Origin of the sequence: Bacillus sp. JHAA (genome assembly GCF_036961585.1) — a bacterium.
Taxonomy (GTDB): Bacteria; Bacillota; Bacilli; order Bacillales; family Bacillaceae; genus Bacillus; species Bacillus velezensis.
Genome location: NZ_JBAMDE010000003.1, coordinates 363,328 through 377,600 on the forward strand (window position 1 = coordinate 363,328; position 14,273 = coordinate 377,600).

Here is a 14,273-nt window from a genome sequence, read left to right on the forward strand (position 1 = left end):
ATGGGCGAGTGTCGTCTGTCCTCTTTTCTGCGTTTTACGGGATACAATTGATAACAAAGGAGCGAAAGACAGATGGTTAACGGAGTTCTCCTTTTACATAAACCGGTCGGCATGACTTCTCACGACTGTGTAATGAAAATAAGAAAACTGTTAAAAACAAAGAAAGTCGGACATACGGGAACGCTTGATCCGGAAGTGTCAGGCGTACTGCCGATCTGTGTCGGACGGGCCACAAAGATTGTTGAGTACGTCACCGACAAGTCAAAAACGTACGATGCTGAGATCACTCTCGGCTTCTCCACATCGACCGAAGACCAGACTGGAGAAACGGTCAGCGTAAAACCTGTCAAGGAGCCGCTGAAAGAAGCGGATATCAAAGCCGTTTTAGACGAACTGAAGGGACCGCAGGAGCAAGTGCCGCCGATGTATTCCGCTGTAAAGGTCAACGGGAAAAAGCTCTATGAATACGCCAGGGCGGGTATTGAAGTGGAGCGGCCGAAGCGGAATATCACGATTGAAGATATCGCGCTCACTTCCCCTGTCACTTATAAAGAAGACACAGCATCATTCCGCTTTACAGTCACGTGCTCAAAGGGCACTTACGTGAGAACATTGGCGGTGACAATCGGTGAAAAACTCGGCTATCCCGCGCATATGTCGCATCTCATCCGCACCGCTTCCGGCGATTTCAGCCTTGATGAGTGTTTCACGTTTGAGGAACTTGAACAGCAGGTTTCAGACGGCACGGTTGCAGAGCATGCCGTGCCGATTGAAAGAGCGCTCAATCATTTGCCGAAATGGGTCATAAGTGATACATTAGCTAAGAAAGCTGAAAACGGGTCAGTGTTTGACATCCCGGCGGAATTTTCTGCAATGACAGCTGACGCCCGTATAGCGGTCTGTACTGAAGACGGAGAATGTGTGGCCATTTATATGCCGCATCCTTCAAAAAAAGGACTGCTGAAACCGGCTAAAGTGCTCATGCAAAAAAGCGAACAATAAGAAAAAAGGTGACCGTTCTGTGAAGACGATACATATTTCTCATCCGCATCATTTACAAAAAGAAGAGCAGCCGGCGTCTGTCATGGCGCTCGGCTACTTTGACGGCGTTCATTTGGGACACCGGAAAGTAATCGGAACAGCCAGACAAATTGCCGAAGAAAAAGGCCTGTCGCTGGCCGTTATGACGTTTCATCCCCACCCTTCCCATGTGTTGGGCAGGGACAAAGAGCCAAAGGATCTGATTACGCCGCTTGAAGATAAAATCAGCCAGATCGGGCGTTTAGGCGCTGATGTGCTGTATGTCGTAAAGTTTGATGAAGCGTTTGCGTCTCTTTCTCCAAAACAGTTTGCCGAGGAGTATATTTTAGGGTTAAACGCGCGGCACGCTGTGGGAGGCTTCGATTTTACGTACGGAAAATACGGAAAAGGCACGATGGAGACGCTGCCGGACGATTTAAACGGCAAGGCCGGATGCACGACTGTCGAGAAACAGACCGAGCAGGACAGAAAGATCAGCTCCACTTATATCCGGTCAGCGCTGCAGGATGGTGACGTTGAACTTGCGCACACTCTTCTCGGCCAGCCGTATTTTATCCGGGGCACTGTGATTCACGGAGACAAAAGAGGCCGCACCATCGGTTTTCCGACCGCGAATGTCGGCCTGCACAACAGCTATATCGTGCCTCCGACAGGCGTGTATGCAGTGAAAGCCGAAATAAAAGGCGAGGTGTATGAAGGCGTCTGCAACATCGGCTACAAACCGACCTTTTATGAAAAGCGCCCCGATCAGCCGTCAATTGAAGTCCATTTGTTTAATTTTCAGCAGGATGTATACGGAGAAGACGTTAAAATCGAGTGGTACAAACGAATCCGAAGCGAACGGAAGTTTAACGGCATCGATGAACTGACGGCTCAGATCGGGAAAGACAAACAAGAAGCGATCCGTTTTTTCAGCAAATAACGGAAAAAACATCAAAAGTACACAAATTTTCTTCTAAAAGATTTGCATATGGGCGCGATTTTTAGTATCATATGTTTCGTAGTCTTAAAACCATTGCTTGGCAATCCGAAGTCACCGACGGTTGCTAGGTAACTGGGGCTAATTATGATATGGAGGTGAAACAGGATGGCAATTACTCAAGAGCGTAAAAATCAACTCATCAGTGAGTTCAAAACACACGAATCTGATACTGGATCTCCAGAAGTTCAGATCGCTATCCTAACAGACTCAATTAACAACTTGAACGAGCATTTGCGTACTCACAAGAAAGATCACCACTCACGTCGCGGTCTTCTTAAAATGGTAGGTAAACGTCGTAATCTTCTTACGTATCTGCGTAATAAAGACGTAACTCGTTACCGTGAGTTAATTAACAAACTAGGCTTACGTCGATAATCGTAAAAAGCGGGAGGATTCCCGCTTTTTTATCGTATTAAAGCGAAAAAAATAATAATAAAAAAACAATGAAATCCTTTTACATACTACTTTGACATTGATATGTTCAATTCATTTCGTTCATAATAGGAGTAATTGATTATTTCACACATTAAGAGAGGAGCTCGTAATCGAATGGGACAAGAGAAACATGTCTTTACCATAGATTGGGCCGGCAGACAGCTTACAGTAGAAGCCGGCCAGCTTGCCAAACAGGCAAACGGCGCTGTCATGGTCCGCTACGGCGATACTGCAGTGCTCAGCACAGCAACCGCATCAAAAGAACCGAAACCGCTAGATTTTTTCCCGCTTACTGTTAACTATGAAGAAAGATTATACGCAGTAGGTAAAATTCCGGGCGGTTTTATTAAAAGAGAAGGCCGTCCAAGTGAAAAGGCCGTTTTAGCCAGCCGTCTGATCGACCGTCCGATCCGCCCGCTTTTCGCAGACGGATTCCGTAACGAAGTACAGGTCATCAGCATTGTCATGAGTGTTGATCAGGACTGCTCATCTGAAATGGCTGCAATGTTCGGTTCATCACTCGCTCTTTGCGTTTCCGATATCCCGTTTGAAGGCCCGATCGCGGGTGTGACGGTAGGCCGCATTGACGGGAAATTCGTCATCAATCCGACGGTTGACCAGCTTGAAAAAAGTGATATCAACCTCATCGTTGCAGGCACAAAAGACGCCATCAACATGGTGGAAGCCGGAGCGGATGAAGTACCTGAAGAAATCATGCTTGAGGCGATTATGTTCGGTCACGAAGAAATTAAGCGCCTGATCGCATTCCAAGAAGAAATCGTCGCAGCAGTCGGCAAAGAGAAAACAGAAATCCAACTGTATGAAATTGACGAAGAGCTCAGCGAAAAAGTAAAAAGCCTTGCGGAGCCGGATCTTCTCAGCGCCATTCAGGTTCACGAAAAACATGCTCGCGAAGACGCGATTAATGAAGTGAAAAATGCAGTTGTCGCGAAATTCGAAGAAGAAGAGCATGATGAAGATACGATTAAAAAAGTGAAACAGACACTGTCTAAACTTGTGAAAAACGAAGTGCGCCGTTTGATCACAGAAGAAAAAGTCCGTCCGGACGGCCGCGGCGTTGATCAGATCCGCCCGCTTTCTTCAGAAGTCGGCCTTCTGCCGAGAACGCACGGCTCCGGGCTGTTTACGAGAGGACAGACGCAGGCGCTCAGCGTATGTACATTAGGCGCCCTTGGGGACGTTCAGATTCTTGACGGTTTAGGCGTGGAAGAATCAAAACGCTTTATGCATCATTATAACTTCCCGCAGTTCAGCGTAGGGGAGACAGGCCCGATGCGCGGACCGGGACGCCGTGAGATCGGTCACGGTGCTCTTGGAGAGCGTGCGCTTGAGCCGGTCATTCCGAATGAAAAAGACTTCCCGTATACGGTCCGCCTCGTATCCGAAGTGCTTGAATCAAACGGTTCCACTTCACAGGCCAGCATTTGCGCGAGCACGCTTGCCATGATGGACGCAGGTGTTCCGATTAAAGCCCCTGTTGCGGGTATCGCGATGGGACTTGTGAAATCAGGCGAGTACTATACGGTATTAACGGATATTCAAGGGATGGAAGACGCCCTCGGTGACATGGACTTTAAAGTAGCCGGCACGGAAAAAGGCGTGACAGCGCTGCAAATGGACATTAAAATTGAAGGCCTTTCAAGAGAAATTCTTGAAGAAGCGCTTCAGCAGGCGAAAAAAGGAAGAATGGAAATCTTGAACAGCATGCTCAGCACGCTTGGTGAATCAAGAAAAGAACTTTCTCAATATGCGCCGAAAATTTTAACGATGAACATTAATCCGGATAAAATCCGTGATGTTATCGGACCGAGTGGTAAACAAATCAACAAAATCATTGAAGATACCGGTGTTAAAATTGACATTGAACAAGACGGCACCATCTTTATTTCTTCTACTGATGAAAGCAGCAACCAAAAAGCGAAAAAAATCATCGAAGATCTTGTCAGAGAAGTCGAAGTCGGCCAGCTTTACCTCGGTAAAGTCAAACGGATTGAGAAATTCGGCGCTTTCGTTGAAATCTTCAGCGGAAAAGACGGTCTCGTTCACATCTCTGAACTAGCGCTCGAACGGGTCGGCAAGGTTGAGGATGTTGTGAAAATCGGTGACGAAATCCTTGTGAAGGTAACTGAAATTGACAAACAGGGACGAGTGAATCTGTCGCGTAAAGCAGTGCTGCGCGAAGAGAAAGAAAAAGAACAGGAACAACAACAATCTTAAATGAAAACCTAACAAGGAGCCTGGGAGACCCGGCTTCTTTATTTTGAGAAAGACAACAGACGGGTTCTACCTTGTCCTCCTCATACATAATGTGTGAGGAGGGGGGAAGGACATGTTGAAAAAATTCGTGCCGTTTGCCGTTTTTTTATTTCTTTTTTTTGTTTCGTTTGAAATGTTAAAAAATCCGTATACAGTTGATTACATAGACGCAATGAAAAAAGACGCTGTAACTGTGTCAGCATCAAAAGATCCGCTCTATGAAGAATTACTGCAAAAAGCGTCAGAGTATGAAGTGAAGCCGCAAGACGCGCGGATTGATAAAATATGGAAGAGTATACCGGGATATAACGGTTTAAAAGTCAATGTGGAAAAATCCTATAAACAAATGAAAAAGGACGGAGAATTTCACGAAGACGGCCTTGTCTATGAGCAGGTAAAACCGAAAGTCCATCTTGATTCTCTCGCGCCCGAACCCATTTATAAAGGAAATCCCGACAAACCGATGGTCGCTTTCCTGATAAATGTCGCCTGGGGAAATGAATACGTGGAGCAAATGCTGCCTATTCTGAAGCAGCACCAGGTCAAAGCAACTTTCTTTCTTGAAGGGAAATGGCTGAAAAACAATCAGGAGCTGGGGAAAAAAATAGCGGCAGACGGACATGAAATCGGAAATCATTCATACAATCACCCTGATATGAGCAAACTGACTTCAGGAAGCATTTCCGAACAGCTTGACAAAACCAATGCACAAATCAGCGAGACGCTCGGCATAAAGCCGAAATGGTTTGCGCCGCCAAGCGGCAGCTTCAGAAAAGCTGTGGTCGATCTTGCGGCGGAAAAAGGAATGGGCACCATCATGTGGACCGTGGACACCATTGATTGGCAAAAACCGTCTCCGGCTGTTTTACAAACAAGGGTGTTGAGCAAAATACATAACGGAGCCATGATTTTAATGCATCCGACTGATCCGACTGCGAAAAGCCTGGATACACTGATTGCAAAAATCAAAGAAAAAGGCTACGCGCTCGGCTCAGTGTCTGACTTAATGGATGAAAACAGGCTGATGAAGTAGCAGGCGGCAGTTGCCTGTCTTTGAATAGGAGGAACAGACTTGATAAAACGCTATACATGCCAAAACGGTGTAAGAGTTGTGCTTGAAAATAATCCAACGGTGCGGTCTGTGGCAATCGGCGTATGGATCGGGACGGGATCACGTCATGAAACGCCGGATACAAACGGTATTTCGCACTTTCTTGAGCATATGTTTTTTAAAGGAACAAATACCAGGTCCGCACGTGAAATCGCAGAATCCTTCGATCGGATAGGCGGCCAAGTGAATGCCTTCACTTCAAAAGAATATACGTGCTATTACGCCAAAGTGCTGGATGAGCATGCAAACTACGCACTTGATGTGCTGGCTGATATGTTCTTTCATTCTGCTTTTGACGAAGATGAGCTCAAAAAAGAAAAGAACGTCGTATATGAAGAAATCAAAATGTATGAAGACGCGCCGGATGACATTGTCCACGATCTGCTGAGCAAAGCGACATACGGCAATCATTCGCTCGGCTACCCGATTCTCGGGACGGAGGAAACGCTTTCGTCATTTAACGGCGATTCTCTCAGACAGCATATGGATGACTTTTACACGCCGGACCGCGTCGTCATTTCTGTCGCCGGAAATGTAACGGAACAATTCATTAAAGACGTGGAGAAATGGTTCGGTACATACGAAGCGAAGGGCAAAGCAAGCGGCATCAGCGAGCCTGAGTTTCATTATGAAAAGCTGACCAGAAAAAAAGACACCGAACAAGCGCATCTCTGTCTCGGTTTCAAAGGCCTGAAAGTCGGAGATCCGGACATTTACGATTTGATCGTCTTAAACAACGTGCTGGGCGGAAGCATGAGCAGCCGTCTTTTCCAGGATGTGCGCGAAGATAAAGGACTGGCCTATTCTGTATACAGTTATCACAGTTCCTATGAAGACAGCGGTATGCTGACGATTTACGGAGGCACCGGCGCGAATCAGCTCGGACTTCTGTCTGAAACTATTCAGGAAACGTTATCGGTTCTAAAACGTGACGGTATCACCCCGAAAGAGCTGGAAAACAGCAAAGAGCAAATGAAGGGGAGCTTAATGCTCAGCTTAGAGAGCACAAACAGCAAAATGAGCCGGAACGGGAAAAACGAACTCCTGCTCGGAAAGCATAAGACCATGGATGAAATTATCACTGAATTAAATGCGGTCAGCCTGGAAAGCGTCAACGGCCTCAGCCGCCGCTTATTTACGGATGATTACGCACTATCGCTCATCAGCCCGACCGGCAATATGCCGGCCTCGTCTTAATCGGAAAAGCAGTCTGCCTCTATACGGGGCAGGCATTTTTTTTTGCTCCGGGTCATATAGTACAAGGGGGTGGCTATCATGAGGCTCAGTGAACTTTCAGGTAAAGAAATTGTGGACATTAAACGGGCAGAGCGGCTCGGCGTGCTCGGCCAGACCGATTTGGAAATTAATGAACAGGACGGACAAATTACCGCGCTGTTGATACCGACGGTAAAATGGTTCGGATTGCGAAAACAAGGCCACGACATCCGCGTCCCCTGGAACCATATCCAAAAAATCGGGTCAGACATGATCATTTTAGACGTTCCGGGGGAGATCACGCCTCCCGAAGAGTAGATCTTATTCATTTTTTGCAAGCACCGGCTCATACAGCCGGTGCTTTTTTCATGAAAAAGAACGCTGTACATTCACCGCCCTTTCTCTTTGCACATACGATGAAGAGGAGGATGACACTTAAAAGATCCAGTAACTGTAAAGAAGGTGAACGTTTCAGATGTTAACCGGATTGACAATTGCGATCATTGGCGGTGACGCAAGACAGCTTGAGATTATAAGAAAGCTGACAGAACAGCATGCCGATATTTATCTTGCAGGGTTTGACCAATTGGATGACGGTTTTACAGGAACCGTCAAATGCAAAATTGATGAGATTCCCTTTCAAAAAATAGACAGTATCATCCTGCCCGTATCGGCAACGACCGGAGAAGGCGTTGTTTCCACGGTTTTTTCAAATGAAGAAGTGGTATTAAAGCAGAGCTATCTTGAGCGGACACCGGAGCATTGCGTCATTTATTCAGGCATCTCCAACGCGTATCTTGAGGGGATCGCCAGCGAAGCCGGCCGCAAACTTGTGAAATTATTTGAACGGGACGATATCGCGATATTCAACTCGATTCCCACTGTTGAAGGAACAATCATGATGGCGATTCAGCATACGGATTATACCATTCACGGATCAAATGTCGCCGTTCTCGGCATGGGGCGCACCGGTATGACGATCGCCCGGACGTTTGCGGCGTTAGGAGCGAAGGTAAAAGTGGGCGCGCGGAGTTCGGCTCATTTGGCCCGTATAACGGAAATGGGGCTTTTTCCTTTTCAACTTGAAGAGCTTACTGAACATGTAAATGATATTGATATCTGCATTAACACCGTACCGAGCTTGATTCTGAATCAAAGCGTTTTATCACGCATGACGCCGAAGACCTTGATTTTGGATTTAGCATCCCGTCCGGGCGGAACGGATTTCAAATATGCTGAAAAACAAGGCATTAAAGCGCTGCTTGCTCCGGGTCTTCCGGGAATTGTGGCCCCGAAAACAGCCGGACAGATTATTGCGAACGTATTGAGCAAGCTTTTGGCAGACTTAAAGAAAGAGGGGAAATAACCATGTCTCTGAAAGGGAAAAGAATCGGATTCGGATTAACCGGCTCGCATTGCACATATGAGGAAGTTTTTCCGCAAATAGAGGCGCTTATCAGTCAAGGAGCTGAAGTCCGGCCGGTCGTGACATCAACCGTTCAATCGACCGATACCCGCTTTGGGGAGGGGGGAGATTGGGTCAGAAAAATTGAAGAAGCAACAGGCTTTGAGGCGATTGATTCCATCGTAAAAGCGGAGCCTCTCGGGCCAAAACTTCCGCTCGACTGCATGGTCATCGCCCCTTTAACCGGAAATTCAATGAGCAAACTCGCAAATGCGATGACTGACAGCCCCGTCCTTATGGCTGCGAAAGCCACGATCCGCAACGGCCGCCCGGTCGTGCTCGGAATTTCGACAAACGACGGACTCGGTTTAAACGGAACGAACTTAATGAGGCTGATGTCCGCAAAAAACATATATTTCATCCCGTTCGGCCAGGACGACCACGTGAAAAAACCGACATCGCTCGTCGCCAGAATGGATCTCCTTCCGATTACGGTAGAAAAAGCTCTTTTGCACCAGCAGGTTCAGCCGGTGCTCGTACACCACCATGAATAAAAAATCATGATGACAGAAAATCATTCCGGAATAAAAAAATTCGATCAATCCGTGACTATTCTATGGTAAAATAAAACGTAAAATGCAAAGTCAATTCAACAAATGATGCTTAATTGGCGGAAGGAGTTTTACAGATGGGAAGAGGATTACACGTAGCAGTTGTCGGAGCGACGGGAGCCGTAGGACAGCAAATGCTGAAAACACTGGAAGACAGAAACTTTGAAATCGAAACACTCACACTACTATCCTCAAAGCGTTCTGCTGGTACGAAAGTAACGTTTAAAGGCGAAGAATATACAGTGCAGGAAGCTGTTCCTGAAAGCTTCGAAGGCGTTCATATCGCGTTATTCAGCGCCGGCGGAAGCGTATCACAAAGCTTGGCGCCTGAGGCTGTAAAACGGGGAGCCATCGTGATTGACAATACCAGCGCATTCCGTATGGACGAAAATACACCGCTCGTGGTGCCTGAGGTGAACGAAGGTGATCTGCACAAACATAACGGCATTATCGCCAACCCTAACTGTTCAACGATTCAGATGGTGGCTGCGCTTGAACCGATCCGCAAAGCGTACGGATTGAAAAAAGTCATTGTATCTACTTACCAAGCTGTGTCCGGGGCCGGCAATGAAGCGGCGAAGGAATTGTACAGCCAGACAAAGGCGATTTTAAACAATGAACCCGCAGAACCGTCCATTATGCCGGTTAAAGGCGACAAAAAGCATTATCAAATCGCATTTAACGCCATTCCGCAAATTGATAAATTCCAAGATAACGGCTATACGTTTGAGGAAATGAAAATGATTAATGAAACGAAAAAAATCATGCATATGCCGAATCTGGAAGTGGCTGCGACATGTGTCAGACTGCCGATTGAAACAGGGCACTCAGAATCTGTTTACATTGAGCTTGACCGTGATGACGCAACCGTTGAAGATATGAAACAGCTTTTAAAAGAAGCTCCGGGTGTTACGCTTCAGGATGATCCGGCGGAGCAGCTTTACCCGATGCCTGCTGATTGCGTCGGCAAACGCGATGTATTTGTAGGAAGAATCCGGAAAGATTTGGACAGAGCAAACGGTTTTCATTTGTGGGTTGTTTCTGATAACCTGTTAAAAGGCGCCGCTTGGAACTCAGTCCAAATCGCGGAAAGCCTGCAAAAACTGAACCTCGTATAAACAAACGTATTTTCTATAGGCGAACAGAAGAGAGTAAGGCTCTGCCTGCTCTCTTCTGTTACGTCAGACTAATTTGGAGTGAAAATAGTGAAGATCATTGTTCAAAAATTCGGCGGAACATCCGTAAAAGATGACAAAGGCCGCAAGCTTGCGCTAGCACACATTAAAGATGCCATCAGTGAAGGTTATAAAGTTGTTGTTGTCGTATCGGCGATGGGAAGAAAAGGAGACCCGTACGCGACAGATTCTTTAATCGGGCTCCTTTACGGCAGCCAGTCCGACATTTCTCCGAGAGAGCAGGATATGCTTCTGTCTTGCGGAGAAACGATTTCGTCCGTTGTTTTTTCCAGCATGCTGAAGGAAAACGGCATAAAAGCCGCAGCTTTAACAGGAGCCCAGGCCGGCTTTTTAACCAATGCCCAGCATACTGACGCCAAAATTATAGAAATGAAAACAGAGCGGCTTTTCGCTGCACTTGCCAGCCATGACGCTGTCGTTGTCGCGGGATTTCAGGGAGCGACTGAAAAAGGCGACACGACGACGATCGGCAGAGGAGGAAGCGATACTTCAGCAGCGGCGCTCGGCGCGGCGGTAGATGCTGAGTTTATCGACATTTTTACGGACGTGGAAGGCGTTATGACAGCCGATCCGAGAATCGTGGAAAATGCTAAGCCGCTTCCGAACGTCACATATACGGAAATCTGCAACCTTGCCTATCAAGGCGCGAAAGTCATTCATCCGCGCGCGGTGGAAATCGCCATGCAGGCAAAGGTGCCGATCCGCGTGCGCTCCACTTATTCAAAAGACAAAGGCACTTTGGTGACGTCCCATCATTCGTCTAACATCGGCAGCGATGTATTCGAACGGCTGATCACGGGGATCGCCCATGTGAAAGATGTGACGCAATTTAAGGTCCCCGCCAAAATGGGGCAATACAACGTTCAGACTGAAGTCTTTAAAGCAATGGCAAATGCCGGAATCAGCGTAGATTTCTTTAACATTACGCCGAGTGAAATCGTATATACCGTAGCCGGCAGTAAAACGGAAGCCGCGCGCAGCATTTTGGCTGAATTAGGATATGAGCCGACAGTGACGGAGAGCTGTGCGAAAGTGTCAGCGGTCGGCGCCGGAATAATGGGTGTTCCGGGTGTCACGTCAAAAATCGTCTCCGCACTTTCTGATAAAGGCATTCCGATTCTGCAATCTGCCGACAGCCATACGACGATCTGGGTGCTCGTTCATGAAAAAGATATGGTAACGGCCGTAAATGCGCTGCATGAAGTGTTTGAACTTTCAAAGTAAATGTGATTGAATCATGATGAGGTGAAAAAAATGAATGTCGGAAATATATCTACAGCGATGATTACCCCCTTTGACAGTAAAGGGAATGTAGACTTTCAAAAACTGTCTACATTAATCGACTATTTGTTGAAAAACGGCACGGATTCTTTAGTCGTCGCAGGCACGACCGGCGAATCTCCGACACTTTCAACGGAAGAAAAAATTGCACTCTTTGAATTTACAGTCAAAGAAGTGAACGGACGCGTGCCTGTTATTGCGGGTACGGGAAGCAACAATACGAAAGACTCCATTAAACTGACAAAAAAAGCTGAAGAAGCCGGCGTCGATTGCGTTATGCTTGTCACGCCGTATTATAATAAGCCTTCCCAAGAGGGGATGTACCGTCATTTTAAAGCCATTGCGGAAGAAACGTCTCTTCCTGTGATGCTTTACAACGTGCCGGGCAGAACGGTCGCTTCGCTTGCGCCGGAAACGGCCATCAGACTTGCGGAGATACCGAATATCTCTGCGATTAAAGAAGCGAGCGGCGATCTTGATGCCATTACGAAAATCATTGCCGAAACACCGGAAGATTTTTACGTCTATTCAGGTGATGACGGGTTAACGCTTCCTATTCTCGCAGTCGGCGGAAGAGGAGTCGTGTCAGTGGCCAGCCATATCGTAGGTTCTGACATGCAGCAGATGATTAAAAACTATACGAACGGGCAGACGGCAACCGCGGCACTGATTCATCAGAAGCTTCTGCCGATCATGAAGGAGCTCTTTAAAGCGCCTAATCCGGCTCCGGTCAAAACGGCGCTACAGCTGAAAGGCCTTGATGTCGGATCTGTGCGTCTTCCTCTTATCCCGCTGAATGAAGATGAACGTCTGAGCCTGAGCAGCGTCATCAGCGAACTGTAAGAAAAAATTTATACAGTTAAAATACGCGGTCATTCTCATTTTTATCGTGAGTTTGACCGTTTTGTATACATATTGGTTTTCCCTAAACCTTCCGCTTCTTCTTGTTTTCTAAAATTGATATCAGTTATAATAGGAACAAGTGATGATGGACGGGTATGAGACTAGGAGGATACAGATTTTGAAAAAGAAAAATACAGAAAACGTCAGAATTATCGCCCTTGGCGGCGTCGGAGAAATTGGGAAGAACCTATATGTCATTGAAATTGACTCAGACATATTTGTAGTGGATGCAGGGCTGATGCACCCTGAAAATGAAATGCTCGGTATTGATGTCGTCATTCCGGATATTTCCTACTTAGTAGAACGGGCTGACCGCGTGAAGGCCATCTTTCTGACACACGGGCACGATGAAAACATCGGAGGCGTCTTTTATTTATTGAACAAGCTGTCGGTGCCGGTATACGGAACGAAACTTACGCTTGCATTACTGAGAGAAAAACTCAAGCAGTACGGGCATAATCGAAAAGCTGATTTGCGTGAAGTTCACTCTAAATCAGTCATTACATTTGAATCAACGAAAGTATCGTTCTTTAAAACGATTCACAGTATTCCGGATTCAGTGGGAGTCAGCTTCAAAACATCACTTGGCTCTATTGTGTGCACGGGAGACTTCAAATTTGACCAGACGCCTGCTTATCACCAATCATGTGATATTGGCGAAATTGCCAAAATCGGAAACAGCGGCGTGCTCGCCCTGCTTTCTGACAGCGCCAATGCGGAGCGCCCGGGGTATACTCCGTCAGAAGCATATGTAAGCGGTGAAATTTCCGATGCGATGAACAATTCAGAAAACCGTGTCATCATTGCTGTATTCGCGTCTAATATCAACCGGATCCAGCAAGTGATACAGGCTGCCGTCCAGAACGGCCGCAAACTTGCAATCGCCGGAAAAAATCTGCAAAACGTGCTTCAGCTGGGGCGCAAGCTCGGCTATATTGAAGCCGAAGATGAAATGTTTATTCCTGTGCAGGATGTGAAAAAATATCCGAAGCGGGAAGTGGCAATTGTTACAGCCGGAAGCCATGGTGAGCCGCTGGCCGCTCTTACGCGGATGGCCAAGCAGGCGCACAAGCAGCTTAACATTGAAGAAGGAGACACCGTTGTCATTGCATCAACACCGATTCCGGGGCATGAATTGATATATTCCAAAACCGTCAACCTGCTTGCCCGCGCCGGCGCTCAAGTCATTTTCGCCCAAAAACGCGTGCATGTGTCCGGGCACGGTTCGCAGGAAGAATTGAAACTCATGCTTAATTTGCTGAAACCGAAATATTTAATTCCGGTTAACGGTGAATTCAGAATGCAAAAAGCGCATTCCAAAATCGCAGAAGAGATCGGCATGAAACGCAGCGATATTTTCTTGATTGAAAAAGGTGACGTCGTTGAATTCCGCGGCCAGAATGTGAAAATCGGGGATAAAGTCACGTACGGAAACGTTCTGATTGACGGCCTCGGAGTCGGCGACATCGGCAACATCGTGCTGAGAGACCGCCGCTTATTGTCACAAGACGGCATTCTCATCGTCGTGATTTCACTCGATAAGCAGAAAAAGAACCTCGTATCAGGTCCTGAGATCATTACGCGCGGTTTCGTGTATGTCAGAGAATCAGAGGGTCTAATTGTACAAGCTACTGAGCTCGTCCGCTCTATCGTGACTGAAGCGACGGAAACATCTGCCGTAGAATGGTCCACGCTGAAACAAGCCATGCGTGATGCGCTGAATCAATTCCTTTATGAAAAAACAAAACGCAAGCCGATGATCATTCCGATCATTATGGAAGTATAATGTATACAAAGCCGGAGCGCATGATGCTCC

13 protein-coding genes are annotated in these 14,273 nt (G+C 46.9%); all 13 read left to right on the forward strand.

What is annotated here, in order from left to right:
- Nucleotides 1-72: 72 nt before the first annotated feature.
- A complete protein-coding gene (gene truB, locus V7728_RS09215; RefSeq protein WP_017417788.1) occupies nucleotides 73-1,002 on the forward strand; it encodes a tRNA pseudouridine(55) synthase TruB in 930 nt (309 codons plus the stop codon).
- Nucleotides 1,003-1,021: 19 nt separating this feature from the next.
- The gene (gene ribF / locus V7728_RS09220) at nucleotides 1,022-1,963 is read left to right on the forward strand and encodes a bifunctional riboflavin kinase/FAD synthetase (RefSeq protein WP_007611467.1); all 942 of its coding nucleotides are present in this window, start codon (nucleotides 1,022-1,024) and stop codon (nucleotides 1,961-1,963) included.
- A gap of 165 nt (nucleotides 1,964-2,128) precedes the next feature.
- Nucleotides 2,129-2,398 carry a 30S ribosomal protein S15 gene (rpsO, locus tag V7728_RS09225; RefSeq protein WP_003154182.1) on the forward strand — a complete coding sequence of 90 codons (270 nt, stop codon included), beginning with the start codon at nucleotides 2,129-2,131 and terminating at the stop codon, nucleotides 2,396-2,398.
- Nucleotides 2,399-2,572: 174 nt separating this feature from the next.
- Nucleotides 2,573-4,696, forward strand: a complete 2,124-nt coding sequence (pnp, locus tag V7728_RS09230) for a polyribonucleotide nucleotidyltransferase (protein ID WP_015239868.1) — start codon at nucleotides 2,573-2,575, stop codon at nucleotides 4,694-4,696.
- A gap of 112 nt (nucleotides 4,697-4,808) precedes the next feature.
- Nucleotides 4,809-5,768, forward strand: a complete 960-nt coding sequence (locus V7728_RS09235; protein ID WP_012117569.1) for a polysaccharide deacetylase family protein — start codon at nucleotides 4,809-4,811, stop codon at nucleotides 5,766-5,768.
- 39 nt (nucleotides 5,769-5,807) lie between these two features.
- Nucleotides 5,808-7,043, forward strand: coding sequence for a M16 family metallopeptidase (locus tag V7728_RS09240; protein WP_012117570.1), 1,236 nt, complete (start codon nucleotides 5,808-5,810; stop codon nucleotides 7,041-7,043).
- Between the two features lie 78 nt (nucleotides 7,044-7,121).
- Nucleotides 7,122-7,379: a YlmC/YmxH family sporulation protein gene (locus tag V7728_RS09245; protein ID WP_003154176.1), complete on the forward strand. Its 258-nt coding sequence runs from the start codon at nucleotides 7,122-7,124 to the stop codon at nucleotides 7,377-7,379.
- A 157-nt stretch (nucleotides 7,380-7,536) separates the two neighbouring features.
- Nucleotides 7,537-8,427, forward strand: a complete 891-nt coding sequence (gene dpaA, locus V7728_RS09250) for a dipicolinic acid synthetase subunit A (protein WP_012117571.1) — start codon at nucleotides 7,537-7,539, stop codon at nucleotides 8,425-8,427.
- Between the two features lie 2 nt (nucleotides 8,428-8,429).
- Nucleotides 8,430-9,020 (forward strand): dipicolinate synthase subunit B, encoded by a 591-nt coding sequence (gene dpaB, locus V7728_RS09255; RefSeq protein ID WP_007409809.1) that lies wholly within the window; start codon nucleotides 8,430-8,432, stop codon nucleotides 9,018-9,020.
- A 134-nt stretch (nucleotides 9,021-9,154) separates the two neighbouring features.
- Nucleotides 9,155-10,195: an aspartate-semialdehyde dehydrogenase gene (gene asd, locus V7728_RS09260; RefSeq protein WP_012117572.1), complete on the forward strand. Its 1,041-nt coding sequence runs from the start codon at nucleotides 9,155-9,157 to the stop codon at nucleotides 10,193-10,195.
- An 87-nt stretch (nucleotides 10,196-10,282) separates the two neighbouring features.
- Complete coding sequence (gene dapG, locus V7728_RS09265) at nucleotides 10,283-11,497, forward strand: aspartate kinase (protein WP_003154168.1); 1,215 nt, start codon at nucleotides 10,283-10,285, stop codon at nucleotides 11,495-11,497.
- A 30-nt stretch (nucleotides 11,498-11,527) separates the two neighbouring features.
- The gene (dapA, locus tag V7728_RS09270; RefSeq protein ID WP_003154166.1) at nucleotides 11,528-12,397 is read left to right on the forward strand and encodes a 4-hydroxy-tetrahydrodipicolinate synthase; all 870 of its coding nucleotides are present in this window, start codon (nucleotides 11,528-11,530) and stop codon (nucleotides 12,395-12,397) included.
- Between the two features lie 178 nt (nucleotides 12,398-12,575).
- Nucleotides 12,576-14,243 (forward strand): ribonuclease J2, encoded by a 1,668-nt coding sequence (rnjB, locus tag V7728_RS09275; protein WP_007409811.1) that lies wholly within the window; start codon nucleotides 12,576-12,578, stop codon nucleotides 14,241-14,243.
- The last annotated feature ends 30 nt before the right edge of the window (nucleotides 14,244-14,273 follow it).

Coding starts and splice junctions, on each gene's coding strand:
- asd (WP_012117572.1), top strand. CDS start 9,155: ATGGGAAGAGGATTACACGTAGCAGTTGTCGGAGCGACGGGAGCCGTA.
- dapA (WP_003154166.1), top strand. CDS start 11,528: ATGAATGTCGGAAATATATCTACAGCGATGATTACCCCCTTTGACAGT.
- V7728_RS09235 (WP_012117569.1), top strand. CDS start 4,809: ATGTTGAAAAAATTCGTGCCGTTTGCCGTTTTTTTATTTCTTTTTTTT.
- truB (WP_017417788.1), top strand. CDS start 73: ATGGTTAACGGAGTTCTCCTTTTACATAAACCGGTCGGCATGACTTCT.
- V7728_RS09245 (WP_003154176.1), top strand. CDS start 7,122: ATGAGGCTCAGTGAACTTTCAGGTAAAGAAATTGTGGACATTAAACGG.
- rpsO (WP_003154182.1), top strand. CDS start 2,129: ATGGCAATTACTCAAGAGCGTAAAAATCAACTCATCAGTGAGTTCAAA.
- dpaA (WP_012117571.1), top strand. CDS start 7,537: ATGTTAACCGGATTGACAATTGCGATCATTGGCGGTGACGCAAGACAG.
- dpaB (WP_007409809.1), top strand. CDS start 8,430: ATGTCTCTGAAAGGGAAAAGAATCGGATTCGGATTAACCGGCTCGCAT.
- pnp (WP_015239868.1), top strand. CDS start 2,573: ATGGGACAAGAGAAACATGTCTTTACCATAGATTGGGCCGGCAGACAG.